The sequence below is a fragment of the Providencia sp. TYF-12 genome (assembly GCF_041344805.1).
GTDB classification, from domain to species: domain Bacteria; phylum Pseudomonadota; class Gammaproteobacteria; order Enterobacterales; family Enterobacteriaceae; genus Providencia; species Providencia huashanensis.
Map to the genome: position 1 here is coordinate 3,033,607 of NZ_CP166833.1, position 17,024 is coordinate 3,050,630.

The 17,024-nt window shown below is 38.4% G+C and carries 12 protein-coding genes, 1 tRNA gene and 1 pseudogene; 6 read left to right on the forward strand and 8 right to left on the reverse strand.

The features are described from left to right. Positions 1-62 precede the first annotated feature (62 nt). The 4 genes from motB to flhD all read right to left on the reverse strand — a co-directional run bounded on the left by motB (position 63) and on the right by flhD (position 2,909). Positions 63-980, reverse strand: coding sequence for a flagellar motor protein MotB (gene motB, locus ABE954_RS13880; protein ID WP_042844285.1), 918 nt, complete (start codon positions 978-980; stop codon positions 63-65). 7 nt (positions 981-987) lie between these two features. Next, positions 988-1,875 (reverse strand): flagellar motor stator protein MotA, encoded by an 888-nt coding sequence (gene motA, locus ABE954_RS13885; protein ID WP_042844286.1) that lies wholly within the window; start codon positions 1,873-1,875, stop codon positions 988-990. Positions 1,876-1,971: 96 nt separating this feature from the next. Next, positions 1,972-2,562 (reverse strand): flagellar transcriptional regulator FlhC, encoded by a 591-nt coding sequence (gene flhC / locus ABE954_RS13890; protein ID WP_042844287.1) that lies wholly within the window; start codon positions 2,560-2,562, stop codon positions 1,972-1,974. Next, positions 2,559-2,909, reverse strand: a complete 351-nt coding sequence (gene flhD / locus ABE954_RS13895) for a flagellar transcriptional regulator FlhD (protein ID WP_042844288.1) — start codon at positions 2,907-2,909, stop codon at positions 2,559-2,561. The genes flhC and flhD overlap by 4 nt, the downstream gene beginning before the upstream one ends. 1,653 nt (positions 2,910-4,562) lie before the next feature. Between flhD and ABE954_RS13900 the strand changes: the two genes are divergently transcribed. Then, on the forward strand, positions 4,563-4,991 hold the full coding sequence (locus ABE954_RS13900) for an antitoxin HicB (RefSeq protein ID WP_042844289.1): 429 nt from the start codon (positions 4,563-4,565) through the stop codon (positions 4,989-4,991). 138 nt (positions 4,992-5,129) lie between these two features. Here ABE954_RS13900 and ABE954_RS13905 read toward each other — a convergent pair whose 3' ends face one another. After that, positions 5,130-5,342, reverse strand: a complete 213-nt coding sequence (locus tag ABE954_RS13905; RefSeq protein ID WP_129465768.1) for an AAA family ATPase — start codon at positions 5,340-5,342, stop codon at positions 5,130-5,132. A gap of 92 nt (positions 5,343-5,434) precedes the next feature. After that, on the reverse strand, positions 5,435-5,791 hold the full coding sequence (locus tag ABE954_RS13910; RefSeq protein WP_042844291.1) for a hypothetical protein: 357 nt from the start codon (positions 5,789-5,791) through the stop codon (positions 5,435-5,437). Positions 5,792-6,143: 352 nt separating this feature from the next. Between ABE954_RS13910 and ABE954_RS13915 the strand changes: the two genes are divergently transcribed. From ABE954_RS13915 to ABE954_RS13925, 3 genes and pseudogenes are all read left to right on the forward strand, one after another. Continuing rightward, positions 6,144-6,359 (forward strand): hypothetical protein, encoded by a 216-nt coding sequence (locus ABE954_RS13915; RefSeq protein WP_048606782.1) that lies wholly within the window; start codon positions 6,144-6,146, stop codon positions 6,357-6,359. 1,006 nt (positions 6,360-7,365) lie between these two features. Next, complete coding sequence (locus ABE954_RS13920; protein WP_371025487.1) at positions 7,366-8,511, forward strand: hypothetical protein; 1,146 nt, start codon at positions 7,366-7,368, stop codon at positions 8,509-8,511. Between the two features lie 325 nt (positions 8,512-8,836). Next, positions 8,837-8,986 (forward strand): annotated as a pseudogene (locus ABE954_RS13925) (integrase); the annotation flags it as partial. A gap of 14 nt (positions 8,987-9,000) precedes the next feature. Here ABE954_RS13925 and ABE954_RS13930 read toward each other — a convergent pair. Beyond that, positions 9,001-9,076: transfer RNA gene (locus ABE954_RS13930), tRNA-Lys, on the reverse strand. A gap of 254 nt (positions 9,077-9,330) precedes the next feature. Here ABE954_RS13930 and cycA point away from each other — a divergent pair. After that, the gene (cycA, locus tag ABE954_RS13935; protein ID WP_042847937.1) at positions 9,331-10,731 is read left to right on the forward strand and encodes a D-serine/D-alanine/glycine transporter; all 1,401 of its coding nucleotides are present in this window, start codon (positions 9,331-9,333) and stop codon (positions 10,729-10,731) included. Between the two features lie 94 nt (positions 10,732-10,825). Here cycA and putP read toward each other — a convergent pair whose 3' ends face one another. After that, positions 10,826-12,310, reverse strand: a complete 1,485-nt coding sequence (gene putP, locus ABE954_RS13940) for a sodium/proline symporter PutP (protein WP_042847939.1) — start codon at positions 12,308-12,310, stop codon at positions 10,826-10,828. A 500-nt stretch (positions 12,311-12,810) separates the two neighbouring features. On the opposite strand from putP, the gene putA reads away from it, so the two are divergent. Continuing rightward, positions 12,811-16,794 (forward strand): trifunctional transcriptional regulator/proline dehydrogenase/L-glutamate gamma-semialdehyde dehydrogenase, encoded by a 3,984-nt coding sequence (putA, locus tag ABE954_RS13945; RefSeq protein WP_166686752.1) that lies wholly within the window; start codon positions 12,811-12,813, stop codon positions 16,792-16,794. Positions 16,795-17,024: the final 230 nt, after the last annotated feature.

The following is a 17,024-nucleotide window of genomic DNA, read 5'->3' on the forward strand; positions in this document are numbered from 1 at the left end:
TGCCGGAATGACCGGCAGACAACTAAACAAATCATGTAATAAATTCAAATTACTATGATTTATCACGGTATTTTTACCGCAGATATTTCATCCACAATGGGGTCAGACGATATTTTTTGCGGTTTATTCAGAACATCGTTGATGGGTTTTGCCCCACTGTATTCACGTAATATTTGTTTTGCATCTTCATCATTTAACACGATAATGCTTATCCGGCGGTTAATAGGTGCAAGTCCATCTTCGGTATCTAAATGGATTGCAGATGCCATTCCTACAACTCGTAGTACCTTGTTTTCATCCATCCCTCCACGAATTAACTCACGACGAGAAGCGTTTGCTCGGTCAGATGACAGCTCCCAGTTACTATAATTTGCCCCATTAGCATAAGGTAAATCATCCGTATGACCGGAAATGCTGATACGGTTTGGGACATCATTCAGAAGCGGTGCAATCGCACGTAGGATATCGCGCATATAAGGCTCAACAGTGGCAGACCCCACTTTAAACATGGGTCGATTTTCACTATCAACAATTTGGATACGTAAACCATCATTAATCATATCAATGAGCAAATGTGGTTTTAATTCGTTCAAACGAGGGTCTTTTAAAATGGCTTGTTCAAGGGACTTTTTTAATTTTTCAAAGCGATAATTTGCGTCACCGTCAATAATATTGTTTGGTTCTGGCATCACATCCCCTTCGCGGAAAATAGGGTCTTTACCACCACCGGGAATTGGGTTTGTAGCATCCCCACTTTTTTTACCTGGGTTAATTGCGGTACTTAATGGGGTGCGAAAATACTCAGCAATCTGAGTCAGTTCCTGAGGACTTGAAATTGAGATCAGCCACATCACGAGAAAGAACGCCATCATTGCAGTCATAAAATCGGCATAAGCAATTTTCCATGAACCGCCATGGCCACTTTGCCGATGTGAATTACGCTTTTTAACTCGGATAATATGAGGAGTATTGGCTGCCATCCTAATGCTACTCCTCAGTCGTTTCTTGTGTGCGAGCGCCTACTTTCACCTCACGAACTCTATCCTCAAGTTCAACAAAGGAAGGTCTATCTACGCTAAAGAGTACTTTACGACCAAACTCAACGGCGATTTGCGGCGCATAACCTTGTAATGCTGAAAGAAAGGTCACCTTAATGCACTCCATCATTTTCAGTTGTTCGCTACTACGCTGCCTAATCAGTGCTGCTAATGGCAGAATAAATCCGTAAGCGACTAAAATACCTAAAAATGTCCCAACCATTGCATGGGCAATTAAAGCGCCTAACTCTCCCGCAGGACGGTCGGCCGAGCCAAGCGCATTCACTACGCCTAAAACTGCAGCAACAATCCCGAATGCAGGCATCGAGTCTCCAACCATGTTTAAACCTGAAGCTGGGACTTCATTTTCTTGACGAAAGGTTTCTAATTCTTCATCCATTAACGCCTCAATTTCATGGCTTTGTAAGTTACTACTTACCATCAGACGCAAATAATCCACCACAAACATCATGGTTGTTTCATCTTTTAAAATACGAGGGTATTGGGAAAAAATTTCACTTTCTTGCGGGTTCTCAATATCTTTCTCAAGGGCAAGTAACCCTTGTTGACGTGATTTATTGAGTAATTGAAATAACAACGCCATTAAATCCATCGACATGGTTTTGTTATAAGAAGAACGGCGAAAGAGTTTTGGTAATACTTTGCACAAAGCGATGATAGATTTGCCACTGTTACCAACAACAAACGCACCTAAGCCTGCGCCTAAAATAATGACAAATTCAGCTGGTTGATATAACGCACCTAAATGGCCACCGACCATTATATATCCGCCAATAACCGCTACTGTAACAATGAGATACCCGATGAGTATTAACACAATATTCCCTTTCACTCCGTTGGTTAACAGATGGCAGTCAAAGGGAATTTTGGAAATGACAGGCAAAAAGCTTTGCCTGTTGACCAATCAATCCAATTACATTACCGCTTTAGTAATGCCATCCTGTCGATATACCGTAATATCGGCTAGATGCTCGGAAAGTTTACGTTTTTTTATTGCTCTTGATGGCGGCTGGCATAAACTGCAAGTGAAACTGTTTTCAGGGATATGTGCATAAGTAATAAATGACCCATGGCAACAACTGCATTGTGAACTTTGCAACATGCCACTTTCAACAAAACGGACAAGCGTCCAAGCACGCGTTAAAGCTAACAAAGGTTCCTGATCAGGCTCTGGAATACATTGCTCAAGGTATAACCGATACGCTTTTAATATGGCATCAACCCCTTTGCATTGGCCACTTTTGAGTAAAAATTGATAAGCATTATAAAACATGGATGAATGAATATTTTGCTCCCATGTCATAAACCAATCTGTCGAAAAAGGTAGCATTCCTTTTGGTGGAGGGCAGCCTCTTAGCTCTTTGTACAAACGAACTAATCGGCCACGACTGATTTGAGTTTCGCTTTCTAACATTTGAAGACGAGCCCCTAAAGAGATTAACTCCATTGCTAAGCGAATATCATTCGCTTCTTTAACAATACTTTTCTCAGCTGCGGTACTCATCTTTTTCTCGCTATTTCATTGTCGCCTTCATTATGCGTTTGCAATAATCGGGTCGAAAGTAAGATACCTGTATGAATTTGTTGCAATTCATCCACCCTTGAATCACGAGTTAGCTTTTCTATCGTATCGCTATTCTCAAATCTAAACTGACAGATTAGCTGGTTTGTTTCTGCTAATTTGACTAATTGAGGAAGCGTGAGTTCTGCTAAAGTAGTTGCCATTGCATCAGAGATACCTAAACGGAACATCGCAGAGGCTTTCTCTTGAGAGATGAGTTTTTGGGCTAATAGCAAATATGAGAGGTTAATATCGTATATATGCTTCAGAAAATCTGTCGTCGAGCTCATTTTTTTTCCTTTACGAATATTTATCAACATCTGTGTGCAAAAAGAACAAATATGAATTTGAAAGTATTGTGTGTAGCCAAATTATTAAATATAAAAAGTAATTAAATTGGGTATATGTATTCCATTACTTTCCCATGTTGTCCATTGGTGAATACCCAGTTTGGAGTATAAAAACACAAAGTTTCAAACTTAAATTAAATACATTTCCTGAATACCTACAACAATAAAGAATGACTAGAAAGTTAGCATTTTCGGTAAAAGTCAGAATTTGCCGATGTCATTATTAGTCGTCAATTATTATGCACCACTAAATTAACTATTCAAGGTACTTATGTTTCTTTTTGTACCATTGGGGCGATTACCCATTAATTCATTAAATAATCTTTATTATTTCTTTATCTTCTTTCATCTTATCCCAAATATCTACAACATTTTGAATCAACCTAAGGTAAATGGCAGGATTTTAATCAATCTGTTCACTCTCCTTATGCGATAACTAAGCAATAAAAACCAATCACAACATCAAAACCAACATATTGATCCAAATCAAAGTTTGGTATTGAGAAACTGAATTGTTGAAATTACATTTAAGTCAATATCGGCATAAGAGGAATAAAATTTAGTCATTAATTTTCAATACGTTTAATTGAAAAACGAACCATCATTCAAAATTATTCAATCGTGTATAGATAAAAAATAATTATATTGTCATACATATTATCGTCACCCCACACAAATTTCATTAGAATCATTAAACATTGTCTATTATATAGTCACATCATAATATTAATAAAATTAATTAACTTTGTGAGTATTGCATATAATTAATCATTCATTTAACTTAAAATTCATTGTTATATATTTTTGCTTATTTTATATTTTCAGTAATCATCTTGTTATTACTTCATTAAAGTCTATTTTTGTATTAATTCGATTTTATTTTTCTATTTAAATAGTCGAATATTTATTTTTTTTAATAAAATGATCAACCTACGATAACTAATCTCTTTTATCATCTTGAGAAAAAATAGAGGTTTCAATTAAGAACATTCTGTTCAGGATATGTTTTTTGTATCATTTTAATATACTCAAAATATGATCAAAATAATTGCCGATAAACACATTTTTACTGGTAACAATACTTATTTTTTTAAATGGCCCCCAACTGTACACTGCTCACCTAATAACTATGTGTTATTATTTACAAAGATTACTATATACTTTTATTTTAACAAATGGTGCTGACTAAAAACCAAATCTAAGTAAACCCCGTAATTCAATAACAACAACAATAAAAATAAATTAATTTTATTTAAAATAATTCAGTTAAAATAATGCTTATAAAAGATACAAATTTTGCTGCATTTTAAGCTTAAAAATATTGTTAAGTTTGTGACTTAATTCACATATATTTCTTGTCTTTCTTAATAGTTTCCGAATAAAACTATTCCGCTATTGATGCATTTGTGTTACGGCGACCATATGAAAAATTATCGGCCTTCCCATCAGGTTTTTAGCTAGTCTGTTTTTCCTTGGCCTACCTTATAATGGTTAGAGATAAGCATACAAACTCGGAAGTCATGTGTTATCCCTTGTTTTACCCTCAAGCAAATGCAACACTTCCTCCCTCATTAAAAAAGCAAAAGGAAAGGTATGTTTACTTATCAAGCAACAGTCGAGTTTGTCGAGGAAGAAGGAGCATATGAAATCAGTTTTGCTGATTTTCCTGATCTTCAAGGTGTGAGCTATTGTAGAGAAGATGTTGAATTAGAAGCCCAAGAAATATTATTAGCCACTTTTGCAGAGTATATTGAAGGGAAAAAACGAATACCTACGCCAACTCAACCAACTGAGAATGCATTCACTGTCTACCTACCAATAACTTGCTGCCTAAAAATTGCCTTACATAATGCGATGCTAGATTCAAAAATTCAACGACTCGATATCGCCCGTAGGTTAAATATCAATGCGCAGCAGATAGAACGCTTACTCGATATCCATTATGCTTCTAAGCTCGATATTTTAGAGCAAGCTTTGTATTTATTAGGTTATGAAGCCTCAGTCACCGTCACCCCAAGGTAGTATTGAGACCATTCATATTGGCGTATTGAAATATAATTGTATGGTTTAACTGGTGGTTTTCACCACCAGAAAATCACTTGTTTTAGTGATAAAAGAAAGGTTTATAACATACAGTTTTAAAAAACACTTAACAAAAAGTTAGTACCTATCAAAAACACCATAATCTGGTTTTTCACCTCTCATCACTGCTCTTTGTTGTTCATGTACAGCTTCTCTATCTATTCTTTTTTGTTCAGATGTGCGCTGATCTTTATGTGGCTTTGGCCATGTTGATTTATTCGCTTCAAAACTAGGATTAAATGTACACCCAGCAATCAAAAAAGAACAAAAAAGTGAAGAAATAAGTTTCATTAAGTCTATTTACCTAAGCGCGTATTAGAAGAAGCAAAACTTATCAGAATTAGAATATCACAACAAGCTTGAAAGGTAGGTGTAGCCTGTTATTAAGGCACTATAGGTAGTTGGGTAATAACTAGTTGGGTTTCACTTTGCTTATGGCACTCCACCCTATCCCCATCTTTATATATAAAATAATAACGCTTATTGTCACCTAGGGTTTTAATCAAAGAATCACCGTTTAAAAAATCGTAGATATTATATCTTGCATCTTCCTTGCGATACCGGATAGTCGGTCGCGATACAAAAAACTCGCTTCCCCATTTCAAAGTGGTAATTAAATAATTCGTATGTAGCACTGTCATTATTCCACGATCAGGGCAATCCAGTTGATAGGTTTTCATCGCATAAGTAGGTAAACTCATACTGTACAGTAATACAAAAATAGTGATTACCTTTGCCATTTTTACTCCGTAGGTTAGCTTATTGCTCGCATTTCAAGTTAAGCTAACTAGGTTCCTATCTACGTTGTTACAACACAAACATAAAAAACTGATATTCAATACAAGAAAAATGCGTAAAAACTATTTTTCTTATCAAAAAACACCCTCAACCCTGTATAACATTCTCCAATGCAGCAATAAATTCAGTTAGCTTCGCCTAGATATCTCATACTTTTTTAAACAATCTTTGACTTATCGGTGGGCATTATTTTTTATAGGCTACAACCGTCCCCTCATAGAATATTAAAAAATCATTTTTGGCATAATTATTCACCTTGATGAATCCTACTCTATATGTTTATTGAAGTACGCAATGAAACTGACAGCAATAGACCATGTACATGTGTATGTCGATGGCCTTGACGATGCCATAAAATGGTATAAAGACATTTTATTTTTTGAAGTAACGCCTAAATTTAAGTTTTGGTTTGACCTAGGTGGGCCATTAGTCATCAACAACAATGATGTTCACCTACCCTTATTTAAAAGAACAATCAAAATATTGGTAACACAATCGCTTTTAGCGTAAACAAAGTGACTTTGTTAAGATTTATGGAACATTTGAAACATTGCAATGTTTCAATCTCTGCGGTTGACCATGATGTGTTTATATCTACTTTACTGACTCATATGGTAATATGGTATGAAATCATAACGTATAAGCACTTTACGCTATAAATTTTAAACCGATTAAAAAGCTAACAGAGGTAGTGGAAATTGCGTCCCATAACAGTACACTTAACAATACTTGAAAATGATTTAAAGATCACTTAGTCCCAACCACATCCCATTACTTTTGTGTCACAATTTATCACAGCCACTTACTCACCCATTTTCTTCTCCTATATTGCGGGTGCTCAGTTGCATTAATTAAAATAGTGAGCCACCTCACAAAGAGTTAGTGTTCATCTATGTTTTCTATAAAACTGAGACAGAAAGCAAAATTATTCATACCAACGAGCTTATATCCCACAAAAAATAAATGTAATAACCTGATATATAAAATAAAAAAAGCAATCCACATTAGGCTTTCTTAATATGAGTTCAGTATTCAAGGTATCAAATCTAAAGGTAGGATGAGTTATAAAAAATAAAAAGCTCGGTGAATTTATTAAATCCTTGCGGATAGCCCAAAATATCTCAACTAAAGAAATGATAAAATACCTAGACGTGCTTGAAACTAAATATATTCAATATGAAAATGGAAAATAATCAATATTCGTAGATGACCTATCCATGATAACAGGTATTCTGGATGTGAGTATTCAAGACTTATTGGATGCATATAGCAAGTAAAGTCACTCTCTGCGGCTTTTTTCTATCTTATTACACAAAGTATCATATTCACTAATACACTCAGAACACACATTGCTGAACGGATAAAAAATATAACTCTACTCTTACCCATTATAAATGTATCCATTACTTACAAATGCTAATACAAATTCTCTCTTAGCATTTCGTTATATGCTCTACAATACACTATTATACTTATTTTACGCTTATATTGACTTTCTACAGCAGGCATAACGAATATGAAAAAAACATTACTCTTGCTCAGCACCTTATTAACCCTATCCACACAGAGTCATGCCATTGAATTAAAAGTGCCGGTTGGTGCAACTGGATATTTAGGAGAGGTTGTTCCTCCTGTTGCAGTAACTACAGCCTACCTTATAACATCAGCGGTGCTTGAAGCCAATACTTATTATTATGGACTTAGAATCACTGAACGCTATGTCGTTTCAGGGTTACCCTATTATTCTGAAATAGGCACAACGGGTATTCCCTTTGTCAATGAGGACGACCCTAACGGTGCGATGATTGTACTTACCGTCAATGGAGCCTTTAATGCACAATTTATGCGCGATTATGGGGCAATGCAACATGTTTCTGCAACTCTTAATAAGACGAAAATAACTTCATTGAATGGACTTTATATTTTCAATAATGCCTATGAAAAAGGGGAGGGCTCTTGGGGGATAAACCCGAGAAGTGGCAATAAAAAATTTTTTAAACCTACAGGTATTAATGATAGTCAAAACGCATCGGTCTTTACTGTATCAAGTTATTCTGCTTATGCTGTTGGCGGTAAGTTAAAACCGGGGACATATAAATTGCGCTCAACTATTGACTCGGTAGCTTTGCGAGCTACATCTGGTGGCATAACTAGTGAAAGTCGACCCGTTTTATTTACTCGCGGTGATAACTTCACTATCACCGCACTCAAAGCGTGCAGAGTCACCCCTATAACACAAACTGATATTACTTTTCCAACACAATTAAGCCAGAATTTCCCGACACCGAAAAAATTAGCCAGTAACCTAGCGTCTATACAGGTAAGCTGTAACGAGGCCGGAAAGGAAGGCTTTTTAACGTTATCCCCCGGGAATGCACTGGTGGAAAATAGCACCACAGGAATGGTGTTAACGAGTAGCACTGCTAATGCTGTAGCAGACTTGCCTTATATCGCCACATCATTAAGCTCTCAAAGTGATACTGTTTGTAATGCTAACTCATCTGACGCAATTTCATACTTAAACAGCCACTCGTTATCAACGCTTCCTAGCCAAAACTTTATTAAGTCGTTATATTTTAATTTATGCGCTCTAGGAAATGTTAAGCCGGGCTCCTACAAAGGGCATGTGAATGTCTCTATTTTGATAGAATACGTTGATTAAACCAATGCGCCAGCTTAAGTCGTTGGCGCATTGATTTCTATTGTTGCTCTACCTGTTCTGCCGCTTCCTGCTCTGCCCTTTCCGCTTCTTCCGCAACACATTTAGCTTCCTCTTGCGCTAATCGCTCTGCTTCTATCTTAGCGAGTCTCTCAGCTTCAGCTTGCTTTTAATTGTAGATAGAGTTTGATGGCATGTTTACACGAACGTCGATCCAGTGACCATTTGGAATATCGCAAGGGCCTCGCTTTCTAATTCGTCGCCGTTTTCGTTTTGGTACTCGGGATAAGTGGTGATGCAGTCAAGCACAATCTATCATGGGGATTTCGGATGGAAAAACATTAAAATGGTTCTACGATATGCACACTTAACACCAGATCACTTAGCCAAACACGCCAAGCAAATTGATACAATATTTAATGCTCACGTCCCAAATACATCCCAAATGGTACGCATAAGTAACGCAACCAACACCTAACTTATTGAAAAACTTGGTGGGTTGTGGGGGACTCGAACCCCCGACCTAATGATTAAGAGTCACCTACTCTACCAACTGAGCTAACAACCCAATACGAAATATTTAACGCCCATCAATTGATACAGTCAATACTATTCTGCTATTTTTATTACCTAAGTTAAATTTTAGTTGCGAATGTTAAATTTAGGATAATTATAGTTCGAATAAACATCACTCCGGTTCCAGTAAGGTAACTTTTCCTTACTCTAATTGAGATTTATGTCACAATATTTCATGCAAACATAACCACAAAATAAAAAAAGACTGTGGCTAACAATAACAAACCACTACGGACACTTTACAGTATGGAAGAAAATCCAACATCAACACCGAAGCAGCATAATGCTGACCGTAATCAATTAAAACGTAGCCTTAGTAACCGCCATATACAACTTATTGCAATTGGCGGCGCAATTGGAACCGGCCTATTTATGGGGTCAGGTAAAACTATCTCACTTGCTGGCCCGTCAATCATATTCGTATATATGATAATTGGTTTTGTGCTGTTTTTCGTTATGCGAGCGATGGGAGAGCTGCTGCTATCCAACCTTGATTATAAATCTTTTAGTGATTTTTCAACTGACTTAATTGGCCCATGGGCTGGCTTTTTTGTAGGTTGGACCTACTGGTTCTGCTGGGTTATCACAGGAATAGCGGATATTATTGCCATAACCTCCTATGTTAGTTTTTGGGCTCCGGAATTTCCAGAATGGGTAACCTCGTTTATCTGTGTGATCAGCCTACTCACCTTAAACCTTGTTTCAGTCAGGCTATTTGGTGAATTAGAGTTTTGGTTTGCAATGATAAAAATTGTTGCCATTGTTGCCTTAATTGCCGTAGGTGGGACGTTGATCGCCATGAACTTCCAGTCACCAACTGGGCATATCGCATCCTTAAATAATATTTGGAATGATGGCGGTATGTTCCCGATGGGAATAAGCGGTTTTTTTGCTGGCTTCCAAATTGCTATTTTTGCTTTCGTTGGGATTGAATTAGTAGGAACGGCAGCAGCAGAAACTCGAGATCCCGAAAAATCATTACCAAAAGCCATTAATGCAATCCCAATCCGAATTATTGCATTTTATGTTTTGTCCTTGATTGTTATTATGGCAGTAACGCCATGGAGAACTATCTTGGCTGATAAAAGCCCATTTGTAGAAATGTTTGTCCTTATCAGCCTCCCTGCTGCTGCAAGCATTGTCAATTTTGTGGTGTTAACTTCTGCGGCTTCATCAGCCAACAGTGGTGTATTTTCCACCAGTCGAATGTTATTTGGGCTGTCTAAAGAAGGGGATGCCCCAAAACAATTCAGCCAATTATCAAAAAAAGCTGTACCTGCAACAGGCCTAATATTTACTTGCATCTGTCTGAGCTTCGGCATCATTCTGATCTACTTTATTCCTGATATCATGCATGCATTTACATTGGTTACCACTGTGTCTGCTATCCTATTTATGTTTATTTGGAGTATGATCTTATATAGCTATTTGAATTTCCGTAAGAAACGACCAGAGATGCATAAATCTTCACGTTATAAAATGCCTGCGGGTATTGTTATGTCATGGTTAAGCTTAGCCTTTTTCGCCTTTATGGTGGTGTTACTGGCATTCCAACACGATACAAGACAGGCTTTAATTGCAACACCAGTCTGGTTTATCGTTTTGGCTATTGGTTACCAAATAGCTAAACGTAGGAAAGTTAATTAACCTTTGCCCATTAATTACTAGGCTGTTGATTTGACAAACAAAAAAGCCGAGCAATTGAAATTACTCGGCTTTTTATCTTATCGGTACACCTCAATTAATGAGATTTATATTCCGCTTCCGCTTCATCAAACCGTGCTTGTGCTGCCGCACTAGGCCCTTTAGTTACCATACTGACAACAATAATTGCTATTGTTGCAAACACAAAGCCTGGGATGATTTCATATAAATCGAACCATTTATATTTCATCCAAACTAATACGGTTACAGCACCCACCAACATACCTGCCAATGCGCCTGTACGAGTCATCCGCTTCCACATCACAGAGATTAATACTACTGGCCCAAATGCTGCACCAAATCCTGCCCATGCATTACTTACTAGCGCTAAAACTTTATTATTTGGGTCACGAGCAATATAAATAGCGATGGCTGCAACAACTAACACCATACCACGCCCGACCCAAACCAACTCTTTTTGGCTCGCTTTCTTCCGGAAAAATGGTTTATATAAATCTTCCGTTAACGCACTTGCACATACTAACAATTGGCAACTTAATGTGCTCATTACTGCCGCTAATATTGCAGATAACAAGATACCCGCTATCCATGGGTTAAACAGTATTCCGGTTAACTCCATGAAAATACGTTCACTATTATTCGACACTGAACCCGCTAAGCTTGGATTGTTTTCAAAATAAGCAATACCAAAGAAACCCACTGCAATAGTTCCCACTAAACATAAAACCATCCATGTCATACTAATACGACGTGCAGAACGAATAGTGCGATGGGAATCTGCAGCCATAAAACGCGCTAAAATGTGAGGCTGGCCAAAATAGCCTAACCCCCAGCCTAATAACGATAGGATGGCAACAAAGTTCATTCCTTTAAACATATCTAGGTATTCAGGGTTTTTCGCTTTTATAACTTCAATTGAAGTATCAATTCCACCTAATGAAAGGATCACCACGATAGGCGTCAGAATCAAAGCAAAAATCATTAATGACGCTTGAACGGTATCTGTCCAACTAACCGCCAAAAAACCCCCTAAAAAGGTATAAGCGATTGTCGCTAATGCCCCTAACCACATGGCTTTTTCGTAGCTCATATTGAATGTGCTCTCAAACAGTAAACCGCCAGCAACAACGCCTGATGCACAGTAGATAGTAAAGAAAACTAAAATAACCACAGCGGAGATAATACGTAAAATTTTACTATTATCCTCAAAGCGGCTAGTGAAATAATCGGGTAAAGTTAAGGCATTGTTATTCTTTTCTGTTTGTACGCGTAAACGCCCAGCAACAAATAGCCAATTAAGGTAAGCCCCTAGGCTTAAACCAATTGCTATCCAGCTTTCAGAGATACCCGCCAAGAAAATAGCACCAGGTAACCCCATCAGCAACCAACCACTCATATCGGAAGCACCTGCAGATAATGCGGTGACAACACTCCCTAAGCTTCGGCCACCAAGAATATAATCATCAAAGTTTTTGGTCGAGCGATAGGCCAAGTAGCCGATTAATAACATGCCAGTAATGTATACGATGAACATAATGATCATCGGAGTGCTTACAGTCATCCGTTTTCTCCATTGAGTATTTTTAAAAATTGTTAGTTATCTTTATATAATTGCCTTTGATAACTTGTCACTTCATGGTGTTGCACTTTATTGCACTTTTTCATTTATCTCTATGAACACCAAATAGGCTGTGATTGTTTGCGTTGCACTAATTTTAATTTCTTAGCGACTCCATCCTAGACAGACTCCTATTAAATTAACAAGAAATTAACTATTTTTTATTCCATAAATAGAATCCATATCACAAATGTTAAAATTTAAAGTCGGATTTACAAATGAATGACTAACTAATACCACAACAACCCAAAGTTTATAACCATATGAAATACATACAAAATAAATAACCATAAATTGAGCAAATAATATTCACCATATAAAAACCAGATGTGTTTCACATTTCCCTCAGAAACCACGATTAACAATGTTGCACAAAGTTGCAACATTAGGATACTCTGATGTAACTTTTCGATTTAACCGACTCGTGAACTAGAGGAATTAAGATGAGTAGCACAACAACTATGGGTGTGAGACTTGATGAAGCAACTCGTGAACGCATTAAAAATGCCGCTCAACGTCTTGACCGCACATCACATTGGCTTATCAAACAAGCTATTTATAATTACCTAGAACAATTCGATAATGGCCAATTTCTTCCTGAGCTATCAGCCGATGTCGACGCAAAAGAAAACCAATCAACAGATGAAGACACAACGGTTGACTCTAGCTATCAGCCATTCTTAGATTTTGCAGAGCACATTTTACCACAATCTGTAAAACGCTCCGCAATTACTTCTGCCTATCGGGTTCCTGAAACACAAGCAGTACCGATGTTATTACAGCAAGCACAACTGCACGTAGAACAAGCCGAAGCTGCTCATAAATTAGCCTATTCGATTGCCGAAAAATTACGTAACCAAAAAAATGGTGTCGGTCGTTCTGGCTTAGTTCAAGGTTTGCTACAGGAATTTTCCCTGTCCTCTCAAGAAGGTGTGGCATTAATGTGCCTAGCAGAAGCCCTACTTCGTATTCCAGATAAAGCAACCCGTGACGCCCTGATCCGCGATAAAATTAGTAATGGTAACTGGCAATCACACCTAGGCCAAAGTAGTTCAATGTTCGTTAATGCAGCAACATGGGGCCTTTTATTTACAGGTAAGTTGGTTTCTACCCACAACGAAGCAAAACTATCGACCTCTTTGAATCGGATCATTAGTAAAAGTGGTGAGCCTTTAGTCCGCAAAGGTGTTGATATGGCAATGCGCCTAATGGGGGAGCAATTCGTAACAGGAGAAACAATATCTCAAGCGCTAGCGAATGCACGCAAGCTTGAAGATAAAGGCTTCCGTTACTCTTACGATATGCTCGGAGAAGCTGCATTAACAGAAAAAGATGCCCAAGATTATATGGTATCTTACCAGCAAGCGATCCACGCGATTGGTAAAGCATCAAATGGACGCGGTATCTATGAAGGTCCGGGTATTTCGATTAAATTATCGGCGCTACACCCGCGTTATAGCCGTGCCCAATACTCACGCGTCATAGATGAATTATACCCACGTCTCTTGTCTTTAGTATTACAAGCACACCAATATGATATTGGTATTAATATTGATGCAGAAGAAGCTGACCGTTTAGAAATTTCTTTAGATTTATTAGAAAAACTCTGTTTTGAACCACAATTGGCGGGCTGGAATGGTATCGGCTTTGTTATTCAGGCCTACCAAAAGCGTTGCCCTTTTGTCATTGACTCTATTATCAATTTAGCTGAGCGTAGCCAACGCCGTTTGATGATCCGTCTGGTTAAAGGGGCTTATTGGGATAGTGAAATTAAACGTGCTCAAATTGACGGTTTAGAGGGTTACCCTGTTTATACTCGTAAGGTATATACTGACGTCTCTTATCTGGCTTGCGCTCGTAAATTATTGTCTGTACCAAATTTAATTTACCCTCAATTTGCGACACACAATGCACATACTCTTGCGGCTATCTACCAAATTGCAGGTAAAAACTATTACCCAGGGCAATATGAATTCCAATGCCTCCACGGTATGGGTGAACCTTTATATGAACAAGTCGTAGGCAAAGTTGCTGATGGTAAACTTAATCGCCCTTGCCGAATTTATGCGCCTGTTGGCACCCATGAAACCTTACTTGCCTATTTAGTTCGCCGATTACTGGAAAATGGCGCGAACACTTCATTTGTCAACCGTATTGCTGACGCAACTATTCCACTGGATGAGCTAGTCGCAGACCCAGTAAAAGACATCCTTGAATTATCAAAAACAGAAGGCCAAATTGGGCTACCGCACCCCAAAATCCCATTACCTCGCGATTTATATGGTCAAGATCGTGTAAATTCTATGGGCCTTGACCTTTCTAATGAACATCGCTTGGCGTCTTTATCTAGCGCTCTACTCAGTGCAGCAATGCAGCAAAAAATTGCCCAGCCGCTACTCGGTGGGGATTTCCAACCATCCCAAGCAATACCTGAATCGACACCAATCATTAACCCTGCATGTAATAAAGATATTGTCGGGCAAGTTCGTGAAACTACTGAGCAAGAGGCGGAACATGCCTTAAATATTGCCGATGAAGCAGGAACCATTTGGTTCGCAACGCCCCCTTCTGAACGTGCTGCTATCTTATTACGCGCAGCCGATCTGATGGAACAGCAATTGCAACCATTATTGGATGTCTTAGTACGTGAAGCGGGTAAAACCTACAATAATGCAATCGCTGAAGTCAGAGAGGCGGTAGATTTCCTCAATTATTATGCGACCCAAGTCAAAAATGACTTTGATAATAATACCCATCGACCGTTAGGTCCGATTGTCTGTATCAGTCCTTGGAACTTCCCATTGGCGATATTTTCAGGGCAAATTGCGGCAGCCCTTGCTGCAGGTAATACTGTCCTCGCCAAACCTGCTGAACAAACTCCGCTAATTGGTGCCATTGCTGTATCAATACTTCATCAAGCGGGAATACCGAGAGATGTATTACAGTTTTTACCCGGTAAAGGGGAAACTATCGGTGCACAGTTGGTTGGTGATAAGCGTGTTCGTGGTGTCATGTTTACAGGTTCAACTGAGGTTGCAGGGCTACTACAACGTAATATTGCTGGGCGTTTAGATGCACAAGGTCGCCCTACTCCGCTCATTGCAGAGACCGGGGGCTTGAATGCTATGATTGTCGATTCTTCTGCGCTAACAGAGCAAGTTATTGCTGATGTAGTTGCTTCTGCATTTGATAGTGCGGGTCAACGCTGCTCCGCATTACGTATTTTATGCGTACAAGAAGATGTTGCCGATAGAACAATCCGCATGTTAAAAGGCGCAATGGAAGAATGCCGGATGGCTAACCCTGAGCACCTTTCTACTGATATTGGCCCAGTTATCGACCGCGAAGCAAAAGAAAATATTGAACAACATATTCAGCAAATGCGCAGTAAAGGGAAAGCCGTATTCCAAGCCGCTTTCGAAAACCCTGACGATCAACAAGAACAAACAGAAGGAACTTATGTTAAACCGACATTAATTGAACTAGATAATGTCAACGAGCTGAAAAAAGAAATTTTTGGCCCTGTTCTGCATGTTGTTCGCTTTAACCGTAATGAATTAGATGCCTTAGTAGACCAAATTAATGCAGCCGGTTATGGGTTAACTCTAGGTGTACACACTCGCATTGACGAAACAATTAACCAAGTTGTCTCTAAGGCTAAAGTCGGAAATTTATATGTTAACCGCAATATGGTCGGAGCGGTTGTTGGCGTTCAACCGTTTGGTGGAGAAGGCTTATCAGGCACAGGGCCTAAAGCTGGCGGTCCATTATACCTTTATCGTTTATTAAGTGAACGACCGGATAACGCAGTTTCAAATACATTAGAAAGACAAGATAATCATTTACCTATGGATGCAAGTGCTCGAGCAGATTTACTGTCATCTTTTGAGTCCTTTGCCCAATGGGTAGAAAAACAAAATAACATTATTGAACCTTCGGTAATTGAATTATTTACTCGCTATACACAAGCTGGAACCACCAGAGTGTTGCCAGGCCCAACAGGCGAAAGAAATACATATACCTTACGCCCACGTGGTTTAATTCTGTGTATTAGTGACAACGAAAAAGATTGTTTGATTCAGTTAGCCGCGGTTCTTTCCTCCGGTTGTCAGTCCTTATGGCCACAAAGCGAACTCCATCAAAAACTGTTTAAATCACTTCCTGAAAAAGTGAGAAAATCAATCTCATTGACTAAAAACTGGCAAGAAACGAAGGAGCCAATTGAAGGAGTGATTTATCACGGCGATAGTGATCAGTTAAAAGACGTTTGCGCAGCTATTGCACAACGTAAAGGGCCAATTATTTCAGTACAAGGATTTGAACGAGGTGAAACAAACTTGCTTATCGAACGCCTTGTTCATGAACGCTCCTTAAGTGTCAATACCGCAGCCGCGGGCGGTAACGCAAGCTTAATGACCATCGGCTAAAAAACAAAAGACCTAGTTTCACCGTACATGAGACTAGGTCTTTACTTTATAGTGCTATTCATTATTTACTTATCCCTTGAATATTCAACCTTCCATATTTTTTATCAAATGAGAATAATGAATTTTGGGGCATTATTTCGAATAATAATTCATTTTATAACAATAGGTTAATACTATAAAAACGCAAAAGGTGCCCTACGGACACCAATTCATTAAATTATAACAATGAA

Excerpts from the sequence above, each read along its gene's own strand:
- motB (WP_042844285.1), bottom strand. The coding sequence starts at position 980 with ATGGCAGCCAATACTCCTCATATTATCCGAGTTAAAAAGCGTAATTCA.
- flhC (WP_042844287.1), bottom strand. The coding sequence starts at position 2,562 with ATGAGTACCGCAGCTGAGAAAAGTATTGTTAAAGAAGCGAATGATATT.
- flhD (WP_042844288.1), bottom strand. The coding sequence starts at position 2,909 with ATGAGCTCGACGACAGATTTTCTGAAGCATATATACGATATTAACCTC.
- ABE954_RS13900 (WP_042844289.1), top strand. The coding sequence starts at position 4,563 with ATGTTTACTTATCAAGCAACAGTCGAGTTTGTCGAGGAAGAAGGAGCA.
- ABE954_RS13905 (WP_129465768.1), bottom strand. The coding sequence starts at position 5,342 with ATGAAACTTATTTCTTCACTTTTTTGTTCTTTTTTGATTGCTGGGTGT.
- ABE954_RS13910 (WP_042844291.1), bottom strand. The coding sequence starts at position 5,791 with ATGGCAAAGGTAATCACTATTTTTGTATTACTGTACAGTATGAGTTTA.
- ABE954_RS13915 (WP_048606782.1), top strand. The coding sequence starts at position 6,144 with ATGAAACTGACAGCAATAGACCATGTACATGTGTATGTCGATGGCCTT.
- ABE954_RS13920 (WP_371025487.1), top strand. The coding sequence starts at position 7,366 with ATGAAAAAAACATTACTCTTGCTCAGCACCTTATTAACCCTATCCACA.
- cycA (WP_042847937.1), top strand. The coding sequence starts at position 9,331 with ATGGAAGAAAATCCAACATCAACACCGAAGCAGCATAATGCTGACCGT.
- putP (WP_042847939.1), bottom strand. The coding sequence starts at position 12,310 with ATGACTGTAAGCACTCCGATGATCATTATGTTCATCGTATACATTACT.
- putA (WP_166686752.1), top strand. The coding sequence starts at position 12,811 with ATGAGTAGCACAACAACTATGGGTGTGAGACTTGATGAAGCAACTCGT.